Source organism: Streptomyces sp. NPDC002886 (genome assembly GCF_042888445.1).
Classification (GTDB): domain Bacteria; phylum Actinomycetota; class Actinomycetes; order Streptomycetales; family Streptomycetaceae; genus Streptomyces.
The window spans coordinates 270728-290849 of the sequence record NZ_JBIAPV010000006.1 but is presented as its reverse complement, the minus strand read 5'-3'; the positions used below and the strand labels follow the sequence as shown (position 1 = coordinate 290849).

The window sequence follows — 20122 nt, the reverse complement described above, 5'->3', positions numbered from 1 at the left end:
GTTGACGGCGGACGGTCGAGCAACAGAAAAGACCGCACCCATGCGGACCGTCCACCTACCCTTCTCGCTTCGCACCATCACCGGATGCACGGTGAGCCGCTACCGTCCCGGGGCGCCACGTTGTGGAACCTGCACTGGCGGCAAAGACGTGGAAGATGCCGTATCAGACTCGTCTGCCGCGGCGCAGCAGCACCAGCGCGCAACCGCCGAACAGGAACAGGGTGCTACCCGACAGTGCGGCCACCGGCATGCCGTCGGTGGACCCGGTTCGGGGCAGCGATCCCGCTGCGTTACCACCGGATCCCGTGGCGCTCCCACCGCCCGACGCCGCCGATGCCGATGCCGACGCCGACGCCGTGGGCGGTGCGCTGCTCGGACTGGGGCCGCCGCTCGATCCGACCGTCAGCTTCACCTCCACCAGTTCCTTCGTCGCGGAGATGGACACCGCGATCACGCAGTTCCCCGGCTTGGCCGCGCAGTTCGCCGCGCCGGCTGTTGCCTTGACCGTGATCTGCGCTGTGGCCGCGCCGTTCGCCGCGCTGTGCCACACTCCGGACGCATCGGTCTTCCCGATGACCGCAGAGTCCGGTGACGTCTCACAGTCCGCGGGGCCCGTTGGCTTCGGCTTGCACAGGCCGATCGGTACGAAGCCCTGGTTCGGGCTCAGCCCCGTCGCCGACACCGTGACCTTCTCCCCCACGGTGAGACCACTTGATTTGCTGACCGTCAGCGTTCCGGCGGCCGCGCTGGGCGCAGCCGAGACGGCGACCAGGGCCGCGGCCGCGGCGAGCGCGCCCGCGCATCGGCTTCTTCTCCGAGATGTCATTCGCTTCCTCCACTGTGAGACGGTGATTTTCGGGGTCCTTCCGGGGCCGCCCCCCGGCGGCCCCGGGCGAGGGAGAGCGCTCCGAGCGCGAGGGCCGCGACGGCCACTGCGAGGGACAGGGCCCAGACGCGGGCCGACGGCCCGTTCCAGTCATCGACGCGCCGGGCTGCGGACGATGCGGCCGACGCCGCGGGTTCGGACCGCCCGGTGCCCGAGGGCTCGCCCTGGACCGTTCCGCCTTCGAAACCCACCGCGATCTGCACGCTGTTGGCGGCGATCAGCGCGGGCGGGGTTCCCGAAGGCAGGGGCGCCACGCCGACCACGCACGGCGTCGTGCGGCAGTCGGCCCCCGCCACCCGGCTGTGCGCGGTGAGCGTGACCGGCGGCAGTGATCCGTCGGGGCCGATGGTGACCAGGCGCGCCCCACCGCTCAGATCGCAGTCCTTGTTGCTGGTGTATCCCTTCTTGCACAGCCCGACCGCTACCGAGGTCAGGCCGGCGCGGAACCCGGTGCCCTCGACGGTGATCTGCTGGCCCTCGGCCAGCCCGGTAGAGGCGGAGACCCGGACTGTCGCCGCAGCCGCATCGGTCGTATCCGCCGCGGCCGGCACGCTGCTCCAGCTGTGAAGGGAGAGCGCGGCCGTGGTGGCGAGGACGAGGCGACAGGCTCGGCCGTTGGTCGGGAGATTCATGGCATGTTCCTTCGGGTCCGCCGCAAGAGGGGTGCTCTGGAGCCGCCGGGTGCAGGAAGCACGACGCGGCGCGGTACAGGGCTGCTGTGCGTGGCCGGGACGGCCACCAGGACGGCCGTCCCCCGGCCGGTGATGTGCCGCAGAACGGCCGTGACCGCGGGATCGTCCGCGAGCTGCTCGCACCCGGGACCGGTCAGGTCCAAGAGAAGCAACGCGGGCTCCACCATGAGGGTCTGGGCCAGGCCCAGTAGGCAGCGCTCGCCGACGTCGAGGTCCCTGAGGGTCCCCGGGCCCTTGGCCGCGAGGAACGGGAACGCCGCGACTGCGGCCGCTGCGAGCTCGGTCTTCTGGGAGCTGCCGGTACGGGCGATGGCGGCCGCCACCGCCTCCGTCAGGCGGGCCGCCGGGTGTCCGCGGTGCAGGGCGCCCCATCGGGTGGCATCGGCCGGGTCGACGAAGACGGAGAGCCGCAGGTTCCACCGGGCCTCGGTGCTCATACGGGAGATGTCATGCCCCCGCAGCTGCCAGCTTCCGCCGGTGGCTTTGCGCAGTCCGGCGAAGACCTCCAGGACGGCGGCTGCCCGCCTGCCGGGCAGGGCATCGGTCAGGTACGCGACCTCAGCCGGGGGCAGAGCCAGGTCGAAACGTCGCACCGGTGGCGCTCCTGACCTTTGCACGCCGAGGGCGCGCGCGGTCAGGACGAGGTTGTCGGCGCCCGCGCCGTGGTCCTCGTACGGCTTCGTGTCCTGTCCGCGTCGGAGGCGGGTCCGTTGAACGAGCGCCACCACGGCAGGGGCGGCCCCCAAGGCCGCCAAGGTGTCCGGGCCGCCCAGGAGCCTGCCGGAGAAGGCGATTGCGGTCATCGCGAGAGCCCCGCCGAACAGCAAGGCAGCGGGATAGCGAGTGGCCCGCGTGTGCTCGCCGGTTCGCATGCCGGCCGATCCGGTGCAGGATGTCGCGGCGGCCCCGCAGGTGAGTACGGCCGCCAGCGCAAGGGTGAGCTGCCAGGGGCGCGCGGCGCTCGCGCACGCCACGACCGCCGCCGTGAGCCCAGCCGCGAACAGCGGCGGGAGAACCCGGGCATCCGCGGCGGGACCACGACCGGCCGCTGCCCAGAGGCCGGACGTCAGCGCCGCCGCGAGCAGCGCCGCGTAGGCGAGCGGTCGCACACCTGAGGCACCGAGCAACTCCCAACGGAAGACGACGAGGCTGGGCGCCGCGAACAGCGACCCGAACACGGCCGCGCCCACGGCCATCGCGGGGGCGCGCAGCACGGGGGCACAGGCCGCGATCCCATCCGGCCCGGTGCCTCGGCAGGCCGGAAGCAGCAGCAGCGCGGCGAACGTACACATCAGGGAGCAGCCCAGGTGAGGTCTCTGCACGAAGAGAGCCGTCACGGTTGCGGCCGCTCCGGCGCCGGTCAGGAAGGCTGCGTGCCACGAGTGCCCGGGCCGGTAGAGGCCCAGAGCGCCGCCTCCGAGGCCGGAGGCTACGACTAGCAAGGAAGCGAAGACCACGGGTGAGCCGGTCAGCGGGGCGATGCCGGCCAGCACACACGCCGCCGTCGCGTACCGGGCCGAGATCCTGGAGGCGCGTAGGCGTGCTCGGCCTCGCCACGGGAGTACCGCTCCGACGATGGCGGCGAGCAGCACACCCGTCGGGAGCAGGTAGCGGACCGCCTCGCCCGGCATACCGACGGGCCCGCCTAGAAGCGGTGCGGACGCGAAGTACCCGCCTGTTGCCAGCCCGGCAGCCAGCCCCACGTGCAGGTCCGTCCGTGGGCGGGTGAGGGTGCGGAAAGCCGTCATCGCTCGTGTCCTCCAGGTGACGGGCGCAGCGCGGCGGCGAAGGCCCGCAAGGCGTGAAAGTCGACGAGTGCGGCCTCCCCGGCCAGCTCTCGGACCAATGCACGGGTACTGACCAGCCCGGGGTGCTCACCGTCGCGGGCGCTTGCCGCGAGGGCGCCGGAGAGGCTGTTCGCCTCGACGTATACGGGAAGTACGGGCGCGGGCGTCCGCGCCGGGCGCCGTGCCCGGAGGTGTTGCACCGCGCGGCGGGCACTGACGGCGAGGGTGAAGACGGTCAGCAGGAGTGCGAGCAGGGCGAGGCCCAGCAGGCCCCAGGGATAGACGTCGGTACTCACGGAGAACTCTGCCGAGCCGTACCGGCCGCCGACGGAGTAGCGGCCGAACGCGGCGGCGGGGAGCCTGACGGGGATCCGGTACGTCTGCTCGGCGTGCGCCGCCAGTTCTGCGGTCAGCGGTGTGCCCACGGGCAGGTCCGCGGTGCCACCGGGCCCCCAGGAGACGATCAGCGGGGCCCGTCCCAGAAGCCGGTCACCCGGGTTGCGCAGGGTCACGGTCAGGGTCCTGTGGGCGGGAGCGCCGAAGAGCTCGGCGAACCGCGGTCCGCCGGCCAGGGTCGCTTGCACGACATCGATCCGGATGGCCGGCTCCGGTGCGTCCGGCGGCGCCGCCTCGGCGGCGCCGGAAACGCTCAACGATGTCCGGGCCGTCGTCTCGGTCTGGGCTGTTGTCGCTCGCACCAGACAAGGGCACGCGCGAGGGGGCATGCCCGCGATGAGGGTCAGCCGGAAGGTTCCGTCCGCGGCCACCAGTGCCACCGCGGCACGCAGTGTGTCGCAGTCGGCGCTGCCCCGCAGGGCCCCGCCCCCGCAGATCTCGACCTGGACCGTGGTGCCCGGCTGCCAGCCCGCTCCGACGGTCCTCACAGGCAGGCCGGGGGAGGTTCGGGGGGCGTCCACGGCCACGCTCGGCCCGGCGGCGGCAGCGGCCGGGGCGGCACTGCCGGCAAGCGGCAGGACCGCTGAGGCCAGCAGGAGGAGACCGGCGACGGCGTGGCGGACGGCCAGTGGCAGACGGCGGATCATGACGGCTCTCCGGCGGGCGCCGGCCTTCTGCGACGGATCCAGCCCAGGGCGAGTGCGAGGACGGCGAGCAGGGCGACGACGGCACCGAGCGTGGGCCACGACACGACGACCCGGGCGCTCTGCGCGGAGGTCGGGGGCATTCCCGGCGCGCTGACGCGCACGGTGGCGGTCAGCTGGTCGAGGCCGGGAGCGTCCGGCCAGTCGGTGCTGAACTCGGCGCTCTGCCCAGGAAGCAGGAGGGGGAGGGTGCGCTCCGCGAAAGAGCTGTGCCGCAGGCCGAAGAGTCCCTGCATCCGTGGTGCGGCGGTGGGTCGCAGCGCCGCGTTCCCGGTGTTGACGACGGTGTAGGTGAGCGTGGCGCGAGCTCCCCCGAAGGGCATGGCCGAAGGGCGGTGGCGGACGCGGACCGAGCGGACGGCGAGTCCCGGGGTCACGGGTCCGTCGACCGTCAGCTGGATGCGGACGGCGATGGCCCGCTGGATGCCGACGTCCACCCCGGAAGTAGCGCCTGCCTGTTCGACCGCGTTGTTGAGGGCGACGATCCCGCCGACGTGGCTGCCGGGGGTGACGTCGGCGGGGACGTTCACGGTGAAGGGGATGTCCGCTGCCCGGCCCGGGGGGATGACGAGCGCGTTGGTTCCGAGGGTGATCCAGCCGCCGATGCCTGTCTGGGCCTCACCGGCCTGGCGGTAGGCGAGAGCGCCGTCGCGGGGGGTGTTGTAGGCGTCCGCGCCGTAGACCTGGAAGGACAGCGGGGCGTCGGACAGGTTGCTGACCCGGACGGCGTCCTTCACGACGGAGCCGGGTGTGGAGTCCATGACGAAGGCCGGCCGGCCGCTTCCTCCAGCCGGTTGCACCGCCCAGGACCCGCCGGCGACGCGCGCCGGCGCGGCGGTCGCGGGCGGAGCGCTCACTGCCAGTACGGCCGACAGCGCGGCCAGGCAGGCTGCCATGGCGCGGACCACGGTGCTCATCGGCGTTCGGTCGAGCGCGCTCCCGGTCCGGCCGGCGGGTCGAATTCTGCGTGGTGGTGTCATGGGTCCGCTCTTGCCGGTGCCGGGCGGTGAGCAGGAGAACTCGCCGCCCGGCACACTGCTCGAAGGAGGGGCTGGACGTACGGAACAAGATCAGGAGAGCGTCAGGCGGAGCACGGCCGCGTACTCGCCGCTTTGAACGATCTCCGGGACACGCAGGTTCAGAGCGGCGCCCGCGTCGAAGTGGCCGCCGGTGACCGAGGTGGGGTCGGGGCTCGCAGCCTGGGTGCACAGAGGGACCGCCGTGGTCGAGCTGAGGGGTCCGGCGCTTCCCGCGACGGGGGTGGAGGCCGCCGCGGATCCGGGGTGAACCGCGCACTGCGGGGTCCAGGACAGCTGTGATGCGGAGATCGAGGCTCCGGCGGAGTTGCGGAAGTCGGTGACCGTACCGACCAGGGACCAGCCCTCAGTGGTTCCCCGGAAGTCCTTGACCTCCAGGGCCCGCAGGCTGCCGGTGGAGTCGTGCGCGGTGCCGTCCACTGTCACGGGGGAGAGGATCACCTCGCCCGGTGCGGCGGACATGGTCAGGGCGCCTCCGCTGACGACCACCTTGAGGGTCTGGTCGGAGCCGCCGCCGTTGGAACTCCCGGCCCACGGGGTTTGCGCGGTGTCGCCGCCGTCCTTCTCCGTCGCCACGATCTTCGCTGCTCCCACGGCAGGTACGAGCGTGGCGGTGAAGTTGCCGCGCGCGTCGACGGGGGCGGTGAGTCCGGCTCCGCCGACGGGCCGGCCGTCCTTGTCGACGGTGGTGACGCTGACCTCGTCGCCGGGGTCGAAACTGGCTCCGTTGACGGTGGCGCTCGTACCCGGTCCACCGCCGCCGGGAGCGACCTGGAGGGTACGGGTGCCCAGCACGCCGATGACGAGGGAAGCGGTGACGGAACCCTGGGTGATCTTCAGGCGGTGCGGTCCCGGCGCGGCTGTGGCGCGGACCGCCACCGTGCCGGCCAGCTTCCCGTCGGAGCCGACGCGCAGGTCCGGGGTCAGGTCGGCGCCGGAACAGCCGGTGCCGGACAGGCCGCACAGTTCGACCGCGCCGATCGGAGCCGCCGGGTCCCAGCCCGCGCCGGCGAGCGTGAGGACGTCACCGGGGCGGGCCCCGGTGGTGTCCGACGCCGGGCGGCCCGAGATGCCCGTGACGGCGGCACTGGTGCTGCCCGTGGCCGGCGTGACGGTGAGCGTGTGCAGGGCAGTCGCAGTGCCTTGCAGGGTGCAGGCGAGGGACAGCCCGTAGCTGGGTATGTCGAGCGTCAGCTGATCGGGGGTCAGCGTCACCGTGCCGGGTTGTGCGACGGTGAGCTTGCCGGTCAGATCGGGTATCGGGATCTCGCCCTTGGCGGGGATCGCCGGGTTCGAGGCCGGAGCGGTGAGCGTGAGGGGCGCCTGCCCCGAGACGAGGATCTTGGCCGAGGGGACAACGCTGTTCGCGGGCAGCGCGACCGGACCGTTTGCCGGTCCCTTGTTGGCGAGACTGAGTTTGACGTCCACGCTCTCGCCCGCCGCCGCGGTGGCCGGGGCCGTGAGCGTGGCGGTGGTGGTGAAGAGGGAGTGGGAGGAACTGAAGACGCAGTCGTAGGTCACGGGCGCGCTGCCCGCGTGGGCGGGTGAACCGGCGAGGACCAGCGAACCGGACGCCGCGACGACCAGCGCGGCGAGTGTCGCACCGCCCCGGGTCCGGGCGGATCTTACGGGTTGAGAGTGCATGAGCCGAGGGGTTCCTCTCGAAGGGAGCCAGTGGGTTTCCCTGTACGGAACTTTGTTTCGCTTGTGTTCCCATATACAGCCCGCCGTCCACTCGGCGTGTCAAGGGTCCGGACGGGCGCCCCGGTAAAAGGTGTGTTTCCGATACGCTCACAGACTTCGAAACGCCGGATCCCCTAGGGAAACGCGACCATTGACCGGTCGACGGCCTGCTCCTAGGGTGAACAAACCGCCCGGCTCCAGCGTCAGCTGGGCTGCCCATGGGTTGATCGGAGGGTTCTGCGATGACAACGAGCCACCTCAAAGCCGTGCCCCGCTCCCTTCTCTACGTTCCGGGTGACCGTCCCGAGATGCTGGCCAAAGCGCCGGACCGAGGCGCCGACGCGCTGATCGTCGACCTGGAGGACGCCGTCCCCGCCGCGGGCAAGGACCGGGCGCTGGAGCTGGTGGGCGACTGGCTCGACGCACTGGGTTCCACCCGGGCGCAAGCGGTTCTTCCCGGCACCGAGCCCGGCCCGGAGATCTGGATTCGTGTGAACCCGGGCGCGCGGGGGCGAGAGGAGAGCGCGCGCCTCGCCCGGCCCGAGGTGACGGGCTTCTGCCTCGCCAAATGCTCCGGCACCAAGGAGATCGAGGCCCAGCACCGCCTCCTGACCGCAGCCGAGGAGCGCCTGAGGCTCCCCGCGCACACCTTCGTCCTCGCGCCGCTGCTGGAGACGGCTTCGGCCGTCCTCGACGTACACCGGATCGCGAGAGCACCCCGGGTACGCCACCTGCAACTCGGCGAAGCAGACCTGTGCGCCGAGCTGGGCATCACGATGCCTGATACGGCGGACCGGGACAGCGCGGCGGCGGGGGCGGCCTTGGTCGCCATCCGTACGAACGTCCTCCTCGCCTCGGCCGCCACCGGCCTGCTCCCACCAGTCGGACCCGTCAGCACGGACTTCACCGACCTGGACGCCCTGGCCCGCAGCACCCGAACCTTGCGCGGGCTCGGCTACCGATCCCGCGCCTGCATCCACCCGAACCAACTGGGCACCGTGAACGACGTCTTCACGCCCACTACCGACGAGGTGACGGCAGCGCGGGCCCTGCTGGAACGCTTCGAGGAGGCGGCGCGGGACGGCTCCGGCGTCACCACCGGGCCCGACGGGCGCATGGTGGATGCGGCTGTCGTCCGCGCCGCTCGCCGGGTCCTCGCGGTCCGCCGCTGAACCGAAGCCCCCTAACCGATCCGGGTCAGAGCCAGCAGTGCGGTCGCAGCCCCGCGCGGCGCCGCGGCAAGCGCGCGTACGGCCCGGACGACGCGGCCCGCGCCGGCCGCTCCGAGCACCGGCTCCGCGTTGAGCCGGAACTTCCCGGCCAGTTGGGCCTGCGACAGCGGCGTGCCGGGTCCACCCAGAGAGCTGGTGACCCGCGACTCCACGACCCGGCCGCCACGAGTGGTGACCCGCAGGACGGCGCTGAAGGTCTGCGGGAACTCCGCATCGCACTGCTCGTCCACGACGACCCCGACCCGTTCCGCCAGGGCGATGCGACGCGGATCGGTGAACGCACCCGCGGAGAAGTCCGCGTGCCCCAGGCCGGGACCGTCGCCGTCCGCGTCCGAAAGCAGCGCCGCCGCGACGGTGTACGGCCCCGAGAACTTTGCGTGGTAGGGGGTGCGGGGGCGCACCTTCTCGGAGTGCGGCTCGCCGATGGTGCGACGGGGAGCGGCGGCCACCCCGAGCTCGGCGCTCACGACGTCCTCGGCCCGGAGCCCGGCCCGGCGCAGGGCCAGCGCGCAGTCGATCCCCGGGTGCGTGAAGTGGTTGGAAGGGTACGGCTTGAAGACAGTCCGCGCGTACTGCCAGTTCGTGACCGTGTCCATCTCCTCCAGTCCGGCCACTAGTGGACCTGGCGTCCACCGATCGTCCAGGAACGCGGTCAGGAATCCGAAGCGGCCTTCGAGTACGGTCGGCGGTCCGGTCACCCCGCCGGCCGCGAACTGGGCGGCGCACACCCCGGAGTGGGCGGCCCACCCACAGTGCAGGCGCTTGACACTGCCCCCGGTCCGGTTCGCCTCGATCACCCCGGCGCCCATGGAACAGGAAATGCCGATGGCGTGCGCCAGCTCGGCGGCGCTCAGCCCGTACAGCAGGCCCGCGGCGACGGCAGCGCCGACGGTGCCGCAGATGGACGTGGCGTGCAGACCCTTCTCGAAGAACACCGAGTTCCGAAGGGCCGGATCGTAGGAGGCCATGCCGAGGCGTACGCATACCTCACCGCCCACGGCGAGCGCGGTCAGCAGCGAGGCCCCCGAGGCCCCCGTGGCCTCGGCTGCCGCGAGCGCGGCGGGCAGTACCGCGGCGGTGGGGTGCAGGACGGACGGAAGGTGCGTGTCGTCGAAGTCCAGGGCGTGCGCGAGCGTGCCGTTGACGAGAGCGGCCCGGTCGCCCGGCATCCGAAGACCGCTGCCCACCGCCGTCGCCTCGCCGGCTCCGCCTGCCGTGCGGGCCATGGCCAGCGCCGCTGCCTGGGGGGAGCCACCGGAGAGCTCGCCGGTGTGTGCACCGAGCGCCCCCAGAGCGTTGCCCAGGCAGTCCAGCGTCCGCGCGGCCGCGTCCGCCATGATCTCCGGAGGTATGCCGCTCTCCACACGTCCGGCCGCGAATGCTGCCAGGCGGGCCGCGTACCTCTCGCTGCTCATGCCGGGACCGCCGTGTCGTGGTCGGGCAGGACGGCGAGCGGGCGCACGGGGGAGCCGGTTGCGCCCACCAGCGGCAGTGGAGCGAGCACCAGGAGAAAGTCGGCCCGCCGTGCCGAGGCGAGCTCGGTGAGGCGCATCGTCTCGACGATGTGGATTCCGGCCTCGACCAGCAGCATCCGGTGGACGGGCAGTTCGGCGTGACCGCGCCCCGGTGCGATGTGTTCGAAGGCGATGGTCTCGCCGCCGGCCACCCGCACGCCGTGGTCCGCGATCCATGCTCCGGCCGCCGGGCCCGGCCCGGGTGCTCCGCCCTCCTGTCCTGTGAAGACGCGCGCGTCGTCCCAGTGCCGGGACCAGCCCGTGCCCAGCAGGACCGCCCCGCCCGCCTCGATGTCCACTCCGGCGGTGTCCTGTGCCCTTTGCAGGTCGGCGACGGTGATCTCGTACCCGGCGGGGAGCACCGGGACGCCGTGCACGGAGGCGACGTCCAGGAAGACGGCACGGCCCACGTACGGCGGGAACTCCTCGATGCCGTGCCGGGAGAACCCTTCGTGGTTCTGGACCGAGGCGGCCGGCACGTCTCCGTGCAGCATCCCCGCCTGCGACACGTGGGCGAGGGCATCGACGTGCGTGCCGACGTGGCCGCCGGTGACGATGAGCTCGTTCGCGGCGGAGCCTCCGTCATCGCGCACGTGATCGCCGTGACGGCGTTCCAGGAGCATGCGGAACGGCGGATGGTTGGGCGACTGCGGCATGCCCCGGCGCATCGGCTGGGCCAGGTCGATCACGGGAGAGCCGGTGAGTGACACCGGCCTTCCGAGGTACCCGTGGACTCTGTTCAATGCTGCCTCCCTGAGAGGGGTCGGGTCAGATCGTGCGGTCTGCGGCGAGCGCGTCCAGTTCGGCGGGTGACAGTCCGAGACGGGCGCCGTAGACGGCGCGGGTATCGCTGCCGTGGGCGCGGCCCGTCCAGCGGATGGCGCCCGGCGTGGCGGACAGCCGGAACAGGACGTTCTGCATGCGCAGCGGGCCCAGGACGGGGTCGTCCACCGTCGTCAGTGAGTCCAGGGCCTGGTACTGCGGATCCTCGAAGATGTCCGCGATGCCGTACACGGGGGAGATCGCGGCCTCGGCTTCTTCGAAGGCGGCAATCACGGTGTCCCGGTCGCGGGCCGCTATCCATTCTCCGACCTGGGCGTCGAGGAGATCCGCGTGCGCCGCGCGGCCGGCGCCGCCGGCGAACCAGGGCTCGTCTGTCACCTCCGGATGCCCGACGAGCTTCATGACCCTCTCGGCAACGGACTGCGCCGAGGTGCTGACGGCCACCCAGGCGCCGTCCCGGGTCGGGTAGATGTTGCGGGGTGCGTTGTTCACGGACCGGTTGCCGGTCCGCGCGGGAACAGTGCCGAGCTGGTCGTACGCGGTGGGCTGCGGTCCGAGCAGGGTCAGCAGCGGTTCGATGATGGCGAGGTCGACCACTTGCCCAGGGCCGCCGTGCACGTCGCGGTGGTAGAGCGCGGTCTGTACGGCTGACGCGGCGACCAGCGCGGCCACTCCGTCGGCCAGCCCGAAGGGCGGCAGGGTGGGCGGACCGTCAGGCTGGCCGGTCAGGGCGGCGAAGCCACTCATGGACTCCGCGAGAGTGCCGAAGCCGGGCCTGCGGGCGTAGGGACCGTACTGGCCGAAGCCGGTCACGCGGGCGATGACGAGGCGAGGGTTTGCCCGGTGCAGGTCCGCCGGTCCCAGTCCCCACCTTTCCAGGGTTCCGGGGCGGAAGTTCTCGATCAGGACGTCAGCCTGGGCGACCAGCCGGAGCATCAGCCCGGCCCCGTCGGGACGGCTCAGATCCAGGGTGGCCGCGTGCTTGTTGCGGCCGAGCATCTTCCACCACAGCCCCTCACCGGCCTTGGACGGGCCGTGGGTGCGGGCCGGGTCGGGCCGCACCGGGTGCTCGATCTTGATGACGTCCGCACCGTAGTCACCCAGGATCGTCGCGGCCAGCGGTCCCGCGAAAAGGGTGGCGCAGTCTAGGACGGTCACTCCGTGCAGAGGCCCCGGAGCGGCGGAACGGGCGACGTGGGGGAGGGGAGGTTCCATCGGGGCTCACGCACCTTCACGGGTCGCTGTTTCTCCTTGTGGAACGCTGTTTCGGAAAGCTAGCATGACCGTCCATTACGCAAAAGGGAAACGGCGTTTCCCCCAAATCCACGGATGCGGAAGGGAGGTACGGGTGGTGCCGCCTGCGGCTACCCGGCCTGTCATGTCCCGTTACGACCTGCTCATCAAGAACGGCACCCTCGTCCAGCCCGGCCTCGGCGAGATCACTGCGGACCTCGCGGTGCGCGACGGCAAAGTGGCCGCCCTGGCACAGCGCATCGACGACTCGGAGGCGACCGAAGTCATCGACGCGGCCGGCCGGGTGGTCTTCCCCGGCGCCGTCGACGCCCACTTCCATCTCGGTATCTACCGCTCCCTGGAGCAGGACGCCGAGGAGGAGACGCGTTCCTCCCTGGTCGGTGGCGCAACGAGCGTCCTGTCCTACTTCCGCACGGGCGAGCACTACCTCAACCGGACCGGCACCTACGACGATATCTTCCCGGAAGTCCTCGCCGCGGTCGAAGGCCGCAGCCACACCGACTACGGCTTCCACCTCGCCCCGATGGACACCGCCCAAGTGCGCGAGATACCCGAGCTCGTCGCGAAACACGGCGTCAGCTCCTTCAAGTACTACATGTTCTACAAGGGCTTCAACCTCTCCGCCGACTCCAGGGACGCCAAGGGATTCCGGATGACCGCCGAGGGCGAGGAGTACGACCTCGGCCACCTCTACCAGCTCATGGAAGCGGTGGCCGCTGCTGGCGCCGCCCGCCCCCGCGGCCGGGTTTCGCTCTCCCTGCACTGCGAACAATCCGAGCTGATGCGGCTGTTCATCGACCGTGTCCGCCGGTCCGGCGACCCCCAAACCTTGCGCGCCTACCACGAGGGCCGCCCGCCGCTTACCGAGGAAGTCGCGATCGGCGAGGCTGCCGCTCTGGCCCGCGCCACCGGCTGTCCGGTGAACCTGCTGCACCTCTCCAGCGCCGCGGCCCTCGACGGAGCCCGCGCGGCACGCGCCGCTTCGCCCGGCCTCGACCTGCGCACCGAGGTGACCCTGCACCACCTGTGCCTCGACCACGAGAGCCTCGACGCCGCCGGCCGCGGCCTCGGCGCCAAGGTCAACCCGCCCATCCGCACCCGCGCCGACAACGACGCCCTGTGGCAGGGCGTCCTCGACGGAACCGTGGACTGGATCGCCTCAGACCACGCCTGCTGCATGGAGGAATCCAAAGGCGACGCCCTGTGGCCCGCCCTGCCCGGATTCGGCGGCACCGCGCTCCTCTACCCGATCCTGCTCTCCGAGGGTTACCACAAGCGCGGACTACCACTGCGCCGCGTCGCGGAACTGCTCTCCGCCAACCCGGCCGCCGCCTACGGCCTCACCGGCAAGGGGTCGCTGATGGTGGGCTCCGACGCCGACCTGGTCGTCGCCGACCTGGACTCCGTGCGCACGGTCACGGCCGACCTCCTCCTGTCCGGACAGGACCACTGCCCCTTCGAAGGGCAGGAGCTGCGCGGATGGCCCACGATCACCATCGTGGGCGGCCGGATCGCCTACCGCGACGGAGCCGTCGCAGCCCACCCCTCAGGGCGCTACCTCTCCCGTTGAACGAAAGCGCGGGGTAGCCCCGTGCGTTGACACAATGTCCGCACGCACCCGACGATGACCGGGCGGTCACCCGGCCGCCCGGTCGCTGTCGGGGAGCGCGCATGCCCACCACCACCTGGACGCACCTCTCGCCGGAACGGCGGGAACGCATCCTGGTCGCCGCTATGGACGAATTCGGCACCCACGGCTATTCGACCGGGAGCCTCAACGTCATCGCCCGCCAGGCCGGCGTCGCAAAGGGCTCACTCTTCCAGTACTTCGCCGGGAAGCTCGACCTGTTCACCTACGTTGCCGAGCAGACCTCCCTGCGCATCTTCGAGGCGATGCGGCCCTGGCTTGACGGCTACCGACCAGATGGCCGCGGCAGCGCCCCGGACTTCACCGCGTACCTCATTGAAGCGATGGACGCCTGGGTCTCCTACTTCGAGACCCACCCCCTGGAACGCGGGGTGACCGCGGCCACCAACATGGAGATCGACCCTGTCGTGCGCCAGGCGGTGCTCGAACCCGTCCAGCACCTCTACCTCGCCGGCCTGCGTCCCCTGGTCCAAGAAGCGGTTGCGGCCGGAGATCTGAGCCCCGACGCCGATGTCGACGCCCTTCTCTCCCTCTTGCTCCTGCTGCTTCCGCACATCGCCCTCGCACCGTTCTTCCCGGCCGTTGCCGGCCCGGTCGCACCAACGCGAGGGGATGAGGTAGCCCGCCGCAACGCTATCGAGCGGCTCGTACAACCCGTTCTCACCGGATTCCGCCGCTCGCCCGCGAGCGGCTGACCAGCACGTACCAGGACTTCAGCCCCGTCACCACGCCCGCGTGACGGGGCTTCAGGCATGTTCCGAACAGGCGGGAGCGGCGCGAAAGAATCCCCGTCGCACTGCTTGACGTGCCGTCTCCGCTGGGGCCCAATGGGACCCGCTAGAGAAACAAAGTTCCAACAGAGGAAACAAGCTGATCCGGTCCGGATCGGCTGGCGCCGCCGCGACGCCACGCGGCCCCCTCCTTGGGAGTCCCCATGACAGACACCGCGCACAGACGAACCTTCCTCCCCCGTGCCCTCCTCGCAGCGGCCCTGACCACCGTCGCGACCCTGACGGCCGTGTCGCCCGCCCCCGCTGCCGAGCAGGCTTCCGCAGGCGTAGTCAAGGTCTCCAACACCGTCGAAGTCCGCTGCGCCTTCCTGGTCTACAAGCGCGCCGGGGACTGGTACTTCCCGGCTGGCACACCGAAGGGGACCGTCTGGCTGCAGCACGGCTTCAGCCGTGCCAACGACCACCTCGAAGACGCCGCCCGCCGTTACGCCGCCGCCGGCTTCGTGGTCTTCGCCCCGACGCTGCCCTCCTCCGACACCTTCGGCTGCACGGTTTCCAACCTCGGGAACAACACGGCATTCCTCAACAATGTCGCCGACCTTTTCGGGAAATCCGCCGACCCTAACGACAAGCTCGGGCGCAGCTTCGCCGACGCCGCGGCCAAGGCCGGCCGGCCGGGCCTGCAACTGCCCGCCGAGTTCGTGTTTTCCGGTCACTCCGCAGGCGGAGAGGCCGTCAGCTACGTCGCCAACCGGCTTCGCACGAACTACCCGAATGCCTTCGCCCGTCTCTCCGGACTCGTGCTCCTGGACCCCGTCAACTCATTCACCGGGCTCAACATGGCAAACGCCCTCAATGGCCTGAACAACACCACCCTCCCGATCCACGCCATCTCCTCGCCGCCCTACAGCGCCAACAGCCAGGCCTCCGGCACCGTCGAACTGACCACCGACGTCCACCGGGACTTCCTTGGCATCAGGCTCACCACCGGGTCGCACTGCGACGCCGAGGGTGCCAGCACCGACTCGCTCTGCACCGTGCTCAACGGCACTCCCCAGGCCGCCAACGTCGCCGTCCTCCAGGAGTTCGCCACCACCTGGGCCACCGATGACGTCAACGGCACGGTCACGGCCACCCACCGTCCTGGCGGCAGCCGATACGAAGCCCTGCGCACGGCGGGCACCATCCAGACGCTCAGCGGATCCTGATCCCTCCCGACACGCTGCCCGCCCCCCAACGCCGACGGGGGGCGGGCAGCATGTCGTGGAAGGGGCACGGCCCGGACCCTTGCATGGCTGGCTGGCTGGCTGCGAGCGGAGCCTCACCGAGGAGCGGCCGGTCGGCGCCGAGCCTGGGCCGACCCGACATCGTCCGCGATCGCGTCGACCGTCTGGTGGGCGCGCCCACGAGCTGCCGGCCTGTCCAGCAGCAGCGAGTCCAAAAGCAGGGGCGAAACGATCGCCGAGACCACCTCGTCCCGTTCGGCCGAAGCCAGACCGGCGGGTGCCAGGGCGGCTCGAAACGGCTCCAAGAGGTCCTCAACGTATCTCCGGCGAAGTCCTGCCATCGTGGAATCCCAGGCCGCCGCCGCGACGATGGCCTGCAAGAAACCGCCGACCGGCTTGTCGCGCAGCCGGTCGCACAAGACGTCGACTTCGGTGTGCAGATCGATCCGGACATCCCCGGTCGGGGTGGCCTCGCGTCGCGGAGCGACCTCGACCAGGGCTGCTAGAACCGCATGGGGAGTGGGCCAGTGCCGGTAGATCGTCGACCGCGAGACCCCCGTGGCAGCGTGCAGCCGCTGCGCCGAAAGAGCCGCCGCGCCCTCGGCGAGCAGCAGGTCCAGGGCGGCGGTCAGCACGACGGCCTCGGTCTCGGAAGTAGGTCCCGCAGGGCGGCCAGGTTGGGTCACCGAATTAACGATACATCTTGTGCCGCAAATAGGTTACCGGTACTTTCTGTATCGGAAACCCGACTCGAAGGGAGCCGCCATGCGGCCGCACGTGGAACTGGTGGACGAGCGCGATCTCATCTGGCACACCGGGGAGTTCGAACACGCGGAGGGAAGTGCCCGCCAGCGCAACCTCAGCTACGACGAGGAGGACGGATCGGCCTCCCTGAAGGTCCGCTTCACCACCGACTGGTCACGGCCGGCCGGCGTCCACCACGCGGCCACCGAGTGGTACATCCTCGCCGGCAGGGTGACTGTCGGGGACACCGTGCTCGGCCCCGAGGGCTTCTGGATGGCCCCGGCCGGAGTCCACACTCCCCCCGTCACGGCCGAAGCCGGCACCGAAATCCTGCTCTTCCGCGAATACGGCGACTGGCACTTCGACCTCACCGCCACCGACCGAGAAGGCCTGCGTCCGGACCAGAAGCTGGTTGTCCTACAGACCTCGGACATGCCCTGGATCGATGTCCGCGACGGCAGCCCGATGCGCTTCGACCTCGGCGGCACACCCGTACCCGGCCTCTACATCAAGATGCTGGCTCGCGACGAGAAGACCGGCTTCTACAGCAGGCTGATCAAGGCCAAGCCGGGCTGGCGCGAAGAACCCCTCGCCCACCACCCATGCACGGAAGAGGCCTACTGCCTCGACGGCGCCTTCGACTACAACTACGGCAAGATGTGGCCCGGAACCTACTTCTGGCGCCCCGCCCTCATCCGACACGGCGACTTCACTGCCGACGCGGAGAAGGGCTGCACCTGGATCGTGCGCTCCGACAGCGACCTCGTGGACTGGTACACCTCCGACGCCCGTGTGGTCAGGGAGGGAGAGGCCACCAACTGGGGTCCCGACCACCCGCACAGCGTCCCACCGCGCTTCGTGGAACCGGTCCGCTCCCGCAGCATCGGCCCCTGGGACAACCCCTCCTACCAGTGAGCCAGTGCTGGGATTCCTCCATCAACTGCACTAACTTCCGAACTGCTTGAGCGGGGCCGCGCGAGCGCACGTGCCGGCGCAGTTCGTGGAGGGCGTGCCGGGGCGGGTCCAGCAGCGCCGACACAGCCCGCCCCGCGCTTGCGGCGTCCAAACCGTGCGGGTCGAGGCACAGACCCGCTTCCGACCATTGGCATTGAGCACTGCCGACACGCGCCCCCTCGTCCCGAGAAGGGCGCCGAGGGGAGGGTGCCCAGCTCCCCACGTGACCAGGCCCAGACTCAGCTCTGGCGTCTGGCAGCAAACACTCTGGAATCGATGGGGAACCGCAGATGGCGGCCGGTGGAACCGGGACCACGACAACCGCGAGCCACCGCTCCGCGGCCGAACCACCCTCGGTGCACCGCCGCTGTACCGGCCGCGCGAGGACGAGATCGACGAGGAGGTCAGGTGGGACCTCGACCGCTGGGAGCGCGACGAGGGCAGCAACTTGGAGGGGCGTGACGGCCCCCGTCTCTTTCCCGTCAGCCGCCGCGAGGCGCTTGCTCAGCCCTCGGAGCGGCTGCGCGGCTTCACACGGGGGTGTCGGTGACCTGCCCGTCCTTGAGGTGCAGTCGGCGAGTGACTCTGAGGGTTTGCAGCAGCCGGCGGTCGTGGGAGACGAGCAGCAGGGTGCCGTTGTAAGTGTCGAGGGCGGCTTCCAGCTGTTCGATGGCTTGCAGGTCGAGGTGGTTGGTGGGCTCGTCCAGGACCAGCAGGTTCACTCCGCGGCCTTGGAGCAGCGCGAGCGCGGCGCGGGTCCGCTCGCCCGGTGACAGGGTGTGTGCCGGTCGCAGGACGTGGTCGGCGCCCAGGCCGAACTTCGCCAGCAGAGTGCGGACCTCGGCGGGTTCCGTCTGCGGCGTGGCGGCCTGGAAAGCGTCGATGAGCGACTCATGCCCGTGGAACAGTGCCCGGGCCTGGTCGATCTCCCCGATCACCACGCCGGTGCCGAGCGTCTGGTGGCCGGAGTCGAGCGGGATCCGTCCTAGGAGAGCGCCGAGCAGGGTCGATTTGCCGGTGCCGTTCGCGCCGGTGATGGCGACGCGGTCGGCCCAGCCGATCTCCAGCGAGAGCGGCCCGAGCGTGAATTCGCCGCGCCGGACGGTGGCGTCGCGCAGCGTGGCAACCACACTTCCGGAACGGGGTGCGGTGGCGATGTGCATGCGCAGCTGCCACTCCTTGCGGGGTTCCTCCACTTCTTCAAGACGCTCGATGAGCCGTTCGGCCTGCTTGGCCTTGGCGGCCATGTTCTCGCTGTTCTCCATACGGGCGCTGCGGGCGAACTTGTTGTTGTCCCGGCCGCGGCGCTGCGCTGTGCGCACTCCCTTCTCGGCCCAAGAGCGGGTGATGCTCGCCCGCTCCTGCAGAGCGGCCTTGCGGTCGGCGTACTCCTCGTACTCCTCGCGGGCGTGTCGCTTGGCGCGCTCACGTTCCTCCAGATAGGCCGTGTAGCCGCCTCCGAACAGGCGCACCTGCTGCTGGGCGCGGTCGAGTTCGAGGACCTGGGTGACGGTGCGGGTGAGGAACTCACGGTCATGACTGACGACGACCGCGCCGGCCCGCAGCCCGTGGACGAACTGCTCGAGTTGTTCCAGGCCGGCCAGGTCGAGGTCGTTGGTGGGCTCGTCCAGGAGGAAGACGTCGTAGCGGGACAGCAGCAGAGATGCCAGCTGAGCGCGGGCGGCCTGTCCACCGGACAGGGACGTCATGTCCTGCTCCAGGTGGACCCCGAGACCGAGGGTGGCGGCGACCTGTTCCGCGCGTGCGTCCAGGTCAGCCCCGCCCAGGGCCAGCCAACGCTCCAGACTGTTGGCGTAGGCATCATCCGCCCCGGCCACGTTGTCGGCCAAGGCGTGTGAAGCAGTGTCCAGGGCGTGCTGGGCGGCGGCGACACCGGTGCGCCGGGCAAGGAAGGCATAGACGCTTTCGCCCGGGCGACGGTCCGGCTCCTGGGGCAGATACCCGACTGTCGCTCCGGCCGGGGCGGTGTAGACCTGTCCCTCCTCGGGTCGGGCGAGCCCAGCGAGGATGCGCAGCAGGGTGGACTTGCCCGCCCCGTTGGCGCCGACCAGCCCGATCACCTCCCCCGGGGGTACGACCAGGTCGAGGCCGGTGAACAGGGCGAGGTCTCCGTGGCCTGCGGAGAGGTTCTTGGTGGTGAGGATCGCGGTCATGTGGTCGCCTTACGTACGCGTCCGGCCACCTTTGGCGACCAGGAACGAATGCGGAGTGTGAGAAGTTGTGCACGCTCGGCAGCAAGGCGGCAGGTGGGAGTGCAGCGCATTCGACATCGAATAGTGACTAGGACGCAGGCAGCGTCAACCGGTACCCAAAGGGCCGGGACGAGGCGCAGAGGTCGCACGCACATCACCACCGCCGGCACAGCCGACCGCGGCAGGGCAGCACAGGCGAAACGCCGTGCTGACAGCAGGGGCACGAACCTCAGATGCGCAAAATCCACCTCAATCGGCGACAACAGAACCGTCCACCACCGTACACATTGACCCCACCACCAGACCATCCCCCTTTCGGCCGATGCCACCAGCCAGTCGACCCAAGAGGGCAGGCCATCTGCCCAACGCCTGCTCTCATGCACCCACTTTCCTGAGTCCGTGCACCGCCCCCCGCCCACGAGGAAGACTCCGCTGGGGGTGAGTGAGCCGATATGCGAAGTGAGACTGCCCGCTTTGCGTGGATAGCAACTCTTCCTCTACGCTAATCGGGTACCGTCGGCTCCTTTCCCGGACCCGGCCATTCCCGATTCCGAGGTGACTCCGATCCGCCAGGCCCTCTAGCCGCTCGTCTTGAGGCTCCCCACCAGCCGTCCGCAATAGCGGACCGCTGCCGCATG

The 20122-nt window shown here is 70.8% G+C and carries 16 protein-coding genes and 1 pseudogene; 6 read left to right on the top strand and 11 right to left on the bottom strand.

From position 1 onward, the window contains the following. Positions 1-163: 163 nt before the first annotated feature. The 6 genes from ACFYYB_RS27365 to ACFYYB_RS27340 all read right to left on the bottom strand — a co-directional run bounded on the left by ACFYYB_RS27365 (position 164) and on the right by ACFYYB_RS27340 (position 7146). Positions 164-826 carry a neocarzinostatin apoprotein domain-containing protein gene (locus tag ACFYYB_RS27365; protein ID WP_389438271.1) on the bottom strand — a complete coding sequence of 221 codons (663 nt, stop codon included), beginning with the start codon at positions 824-826 and terminating at the stop codon, positions 164-166. Continuing rightward, positions 823-1518, bottom strand: coding sequence for a neocarzinostatin apoprotein domain-containing protein (locus ACFYYB_RS27360; protein ID WP_389438270.1), 696 nt, complete (start codon positions 1516-1518; stop codon positions 823-825). Before ACFYYB_RS27360 ends, ACFYYB_RS27365 begins: the two co-directional genes overlap by 4 nt. After that, positions 1515-3326, bottom strand: a complete 1812-nt coding sequence (locus tag ACFYYB_RS27355) for a hypothetical protein (RefSeq protein WP_389438268.1) — start codon at positions 3324-3326, stop codon at positions 1515-1517. The genes ACFYYB_RS27360 and ACFYYB_RS27355 overlap by 4 nt, the downstream gene beginning before the upstream one ends. Continuing rightward, positions 3323-4408 (bottom strand): hypothetical protein, encoded by a 1086-nt coding sequence (locus ACFYYB_RS27350; protein ID WP_389438266.1) that lies wholly within the window; start codon positions 4406-4408, stop codon positions 3323-3325. Before ACFYYB_RS27350 ends, ACFYYB_RS27355 begins: the two co-directional genes overlap by 4 nt. After that, a complete protein-coding gene (locus tag ACFYYB_RS27345; RefSeq protein ID WP_389438265.1) occupies positions 4405-5382 on the bottom strand; it encodes a WxL protein peptidoglycan domain-containing protein in 978 nt (325 codons plus the stop codon). The genes ACFYYB_RS27350 and ACFYYB_RS27345 overlap by 4 nt, the downstream gene beginning before the upstream one ends. A 153-nt stretch (positions 5383-5535) precedes the next feature. Beyond that, positions 5536-7146 carry a hypothetical protein gene (locus tag ACFYYB_RS27340; RefSeq protein ID WP_389438263.1) on the bottom strand — a complete coding sequence of 537 codons (1611 nt, stop codon included), beginning with the start codon at positions 7144-7146 and terminating at the stop codon, positions 5536-5538. 281 nt (positions 7147-7427) lie between these two features. Here ACFYYB_RS27340 and ACFYYB_RS27335 point away from each other — a divergent pair, with 281 nt between their 5' ends. Continuing rightward, positions 7428-8357 carry an HpcH/HpaI aldolase/citrate lyase family protein gene (locus ACFYYB_RS27335; protein ID WP_389438261.1) on the top strand — a complete coding sequence of 310 codons (930 nt, stop codon included), beginning with the start codon at positions 7428-7430 and terminating at the stop codon, positions 8355-8357. An 11-nt stretch (positions 8358-8368) separates the two neighbouring features. On the opposite strand, the gene ACFYYB_RS27330 is transcribed toward ACFYYB_RS27335, so the two are convergent. From ACFYYB_RS27330 to ACFYYB_RS27320, 3 genes are read right to left on the bottom strand one after another with little or no spacing between them, the layout of a single operon-like run. Beyond that, positions 8369-9832 (bottom strand): MmgE/PrpD family protein, encoded by a 1464-nt coding sequence (locus tag ACFYYB_RS27330; protein WP_389438260.1) that lies wholly within the window; start codon positions 9830-9832, stop codon positions 8369-8371. Continuing rightward, positions 9829-10674, bottom strand: a complete 846-nt coding sequence (locus ACFYYB_RS27325; RefSeq protein WP_389438259.1) for a cyclase family protein — start codon at positions 10672-10674, stop codon at positions 9829-9831. The genes ACFYYB_RS27330 and ACFYYB_RS27325 overlap by 4 nt, the downstream gene beginning before the upstream one ends. Positions 10675-10699: 25 nt before the next feature. Beyond that, positions 10700-11929 (bottom strand): CaiB/BaiF CoA transferase family protein, encoded by a 1230-nt coding sequence (locus ACFYYB_RS27320; protein ID WP_389438257.1) that lies wholly within the window; start codon positions 11927-11929, stop codon positions 10700-10702. 163 nt (positions 11930-12092) lie between these two features. Here ACFYYB_RS27320 and ACFYYB_RS27315 point away from each other — a divergent pair, with 163 nt between their 5' ends. The 3 genes from ACFYYB_RS27315 to ACFYYB_RS27305 all read left to right on the top strand — a co-directional run bounded on the left by ACFYYB_RS27315 (position 12093) and on the right by ACFYYB_RS27305 (position 15555). Then, positions 12093-13538, top strand: a complete 1446-nt coding sequence (locus ACFYYB_RS27315; protein ID WP_389438255.1) for a dihydroorotase family protein — start codon at positions 12093-12095, stop codon at positions 13536-13538. 101 nt (positions 13539-13639) lie between these two features. Continuing rightward, positions 13640-14311: a TetR/AcrR family transcriptional regulator gene (locus ACFYYB_RS27310; RefSeq protein ID WP_389438254.1), complete on the top strand. Its 672-nt coding sequence runs from the start codon at positions 13640-13642 to the stop codon at positions 14309-14311. A gap of 239 nt (positions 14312-14550) precedes the next feature. Beyond that, complete coding sequence (locus ACFYYB_RS27305; protein ID WP_389438253.1) at positions 14551-15555, top strand: alpha/beta hydrolase; 1005 nt, start codon at positions 14551-14553, stop codon at positions 15553-15555. 113 nt (positions 15556-15668) lie between these two features. On the opposite strand, the gene ACFYYB_RS27300 is transcribed toward ACFYYB_RS27305, so the two are convergent. Continuing rightward, positions 15669-16208, bottom strand: coding sequence for a TetR/AcrR family transcriptional regulator C-terminal ligand-binding domain-containing protein (locus ACFYYB_RS27300; RefSeq protein ID WP_389438251.1), 540 nt, complete (start codon positions 16206-16208; stop codon positions 15669-15671). A gap of 130 nt (positions 16209-16338) precedes the next feature. Between ACFYYB_RS27300 and ACFYYB_RS27295 the strand changes: the two genes are divergently transcribed. Both ACFYYB_RS27295 and ACFYYB_RS27290 read left to right on the top strand, forming a co-directional pair. Continuing rightward, a complete protein-coding gene (locus ACFYYB_RS27295) occupies positions 16339-17232 on the top strand; it encodes a DUF4437 domain-containing protein (protein WP_389438250.1) in 894 nt (297 codons plus the stop codon). Between the two features lie 319 nt (positions 17233-17551). After that, positions 17552-17803, top strand: a pseudogene (locus ACFYYB_RS27290) (cryptochrome/photolyase family protein); the annotation flags it as partial. On the opposite strand, the gene ACFYYB_RS27285 reads toward ACFYYB_RS27290, so the two are convergent. Beyond that, positions 17802-19445, bottom strand: a complete 1644-nt coding sequence (locus ACFYYB_RS27285; protein WP_389438248.1) for an ABC-F family ATP-binding cassette domain-containing protein — start codon at positions 19443-19445, stop codon at positions 17802-17804. The pseudogene ACFYYB_RS27290 and the gene ACFYYB_RS27285 sit on opposite strands and share 2 nt — an antisense overlap. Positions 19446-20122: the final 677 nt, after the last annotated feature.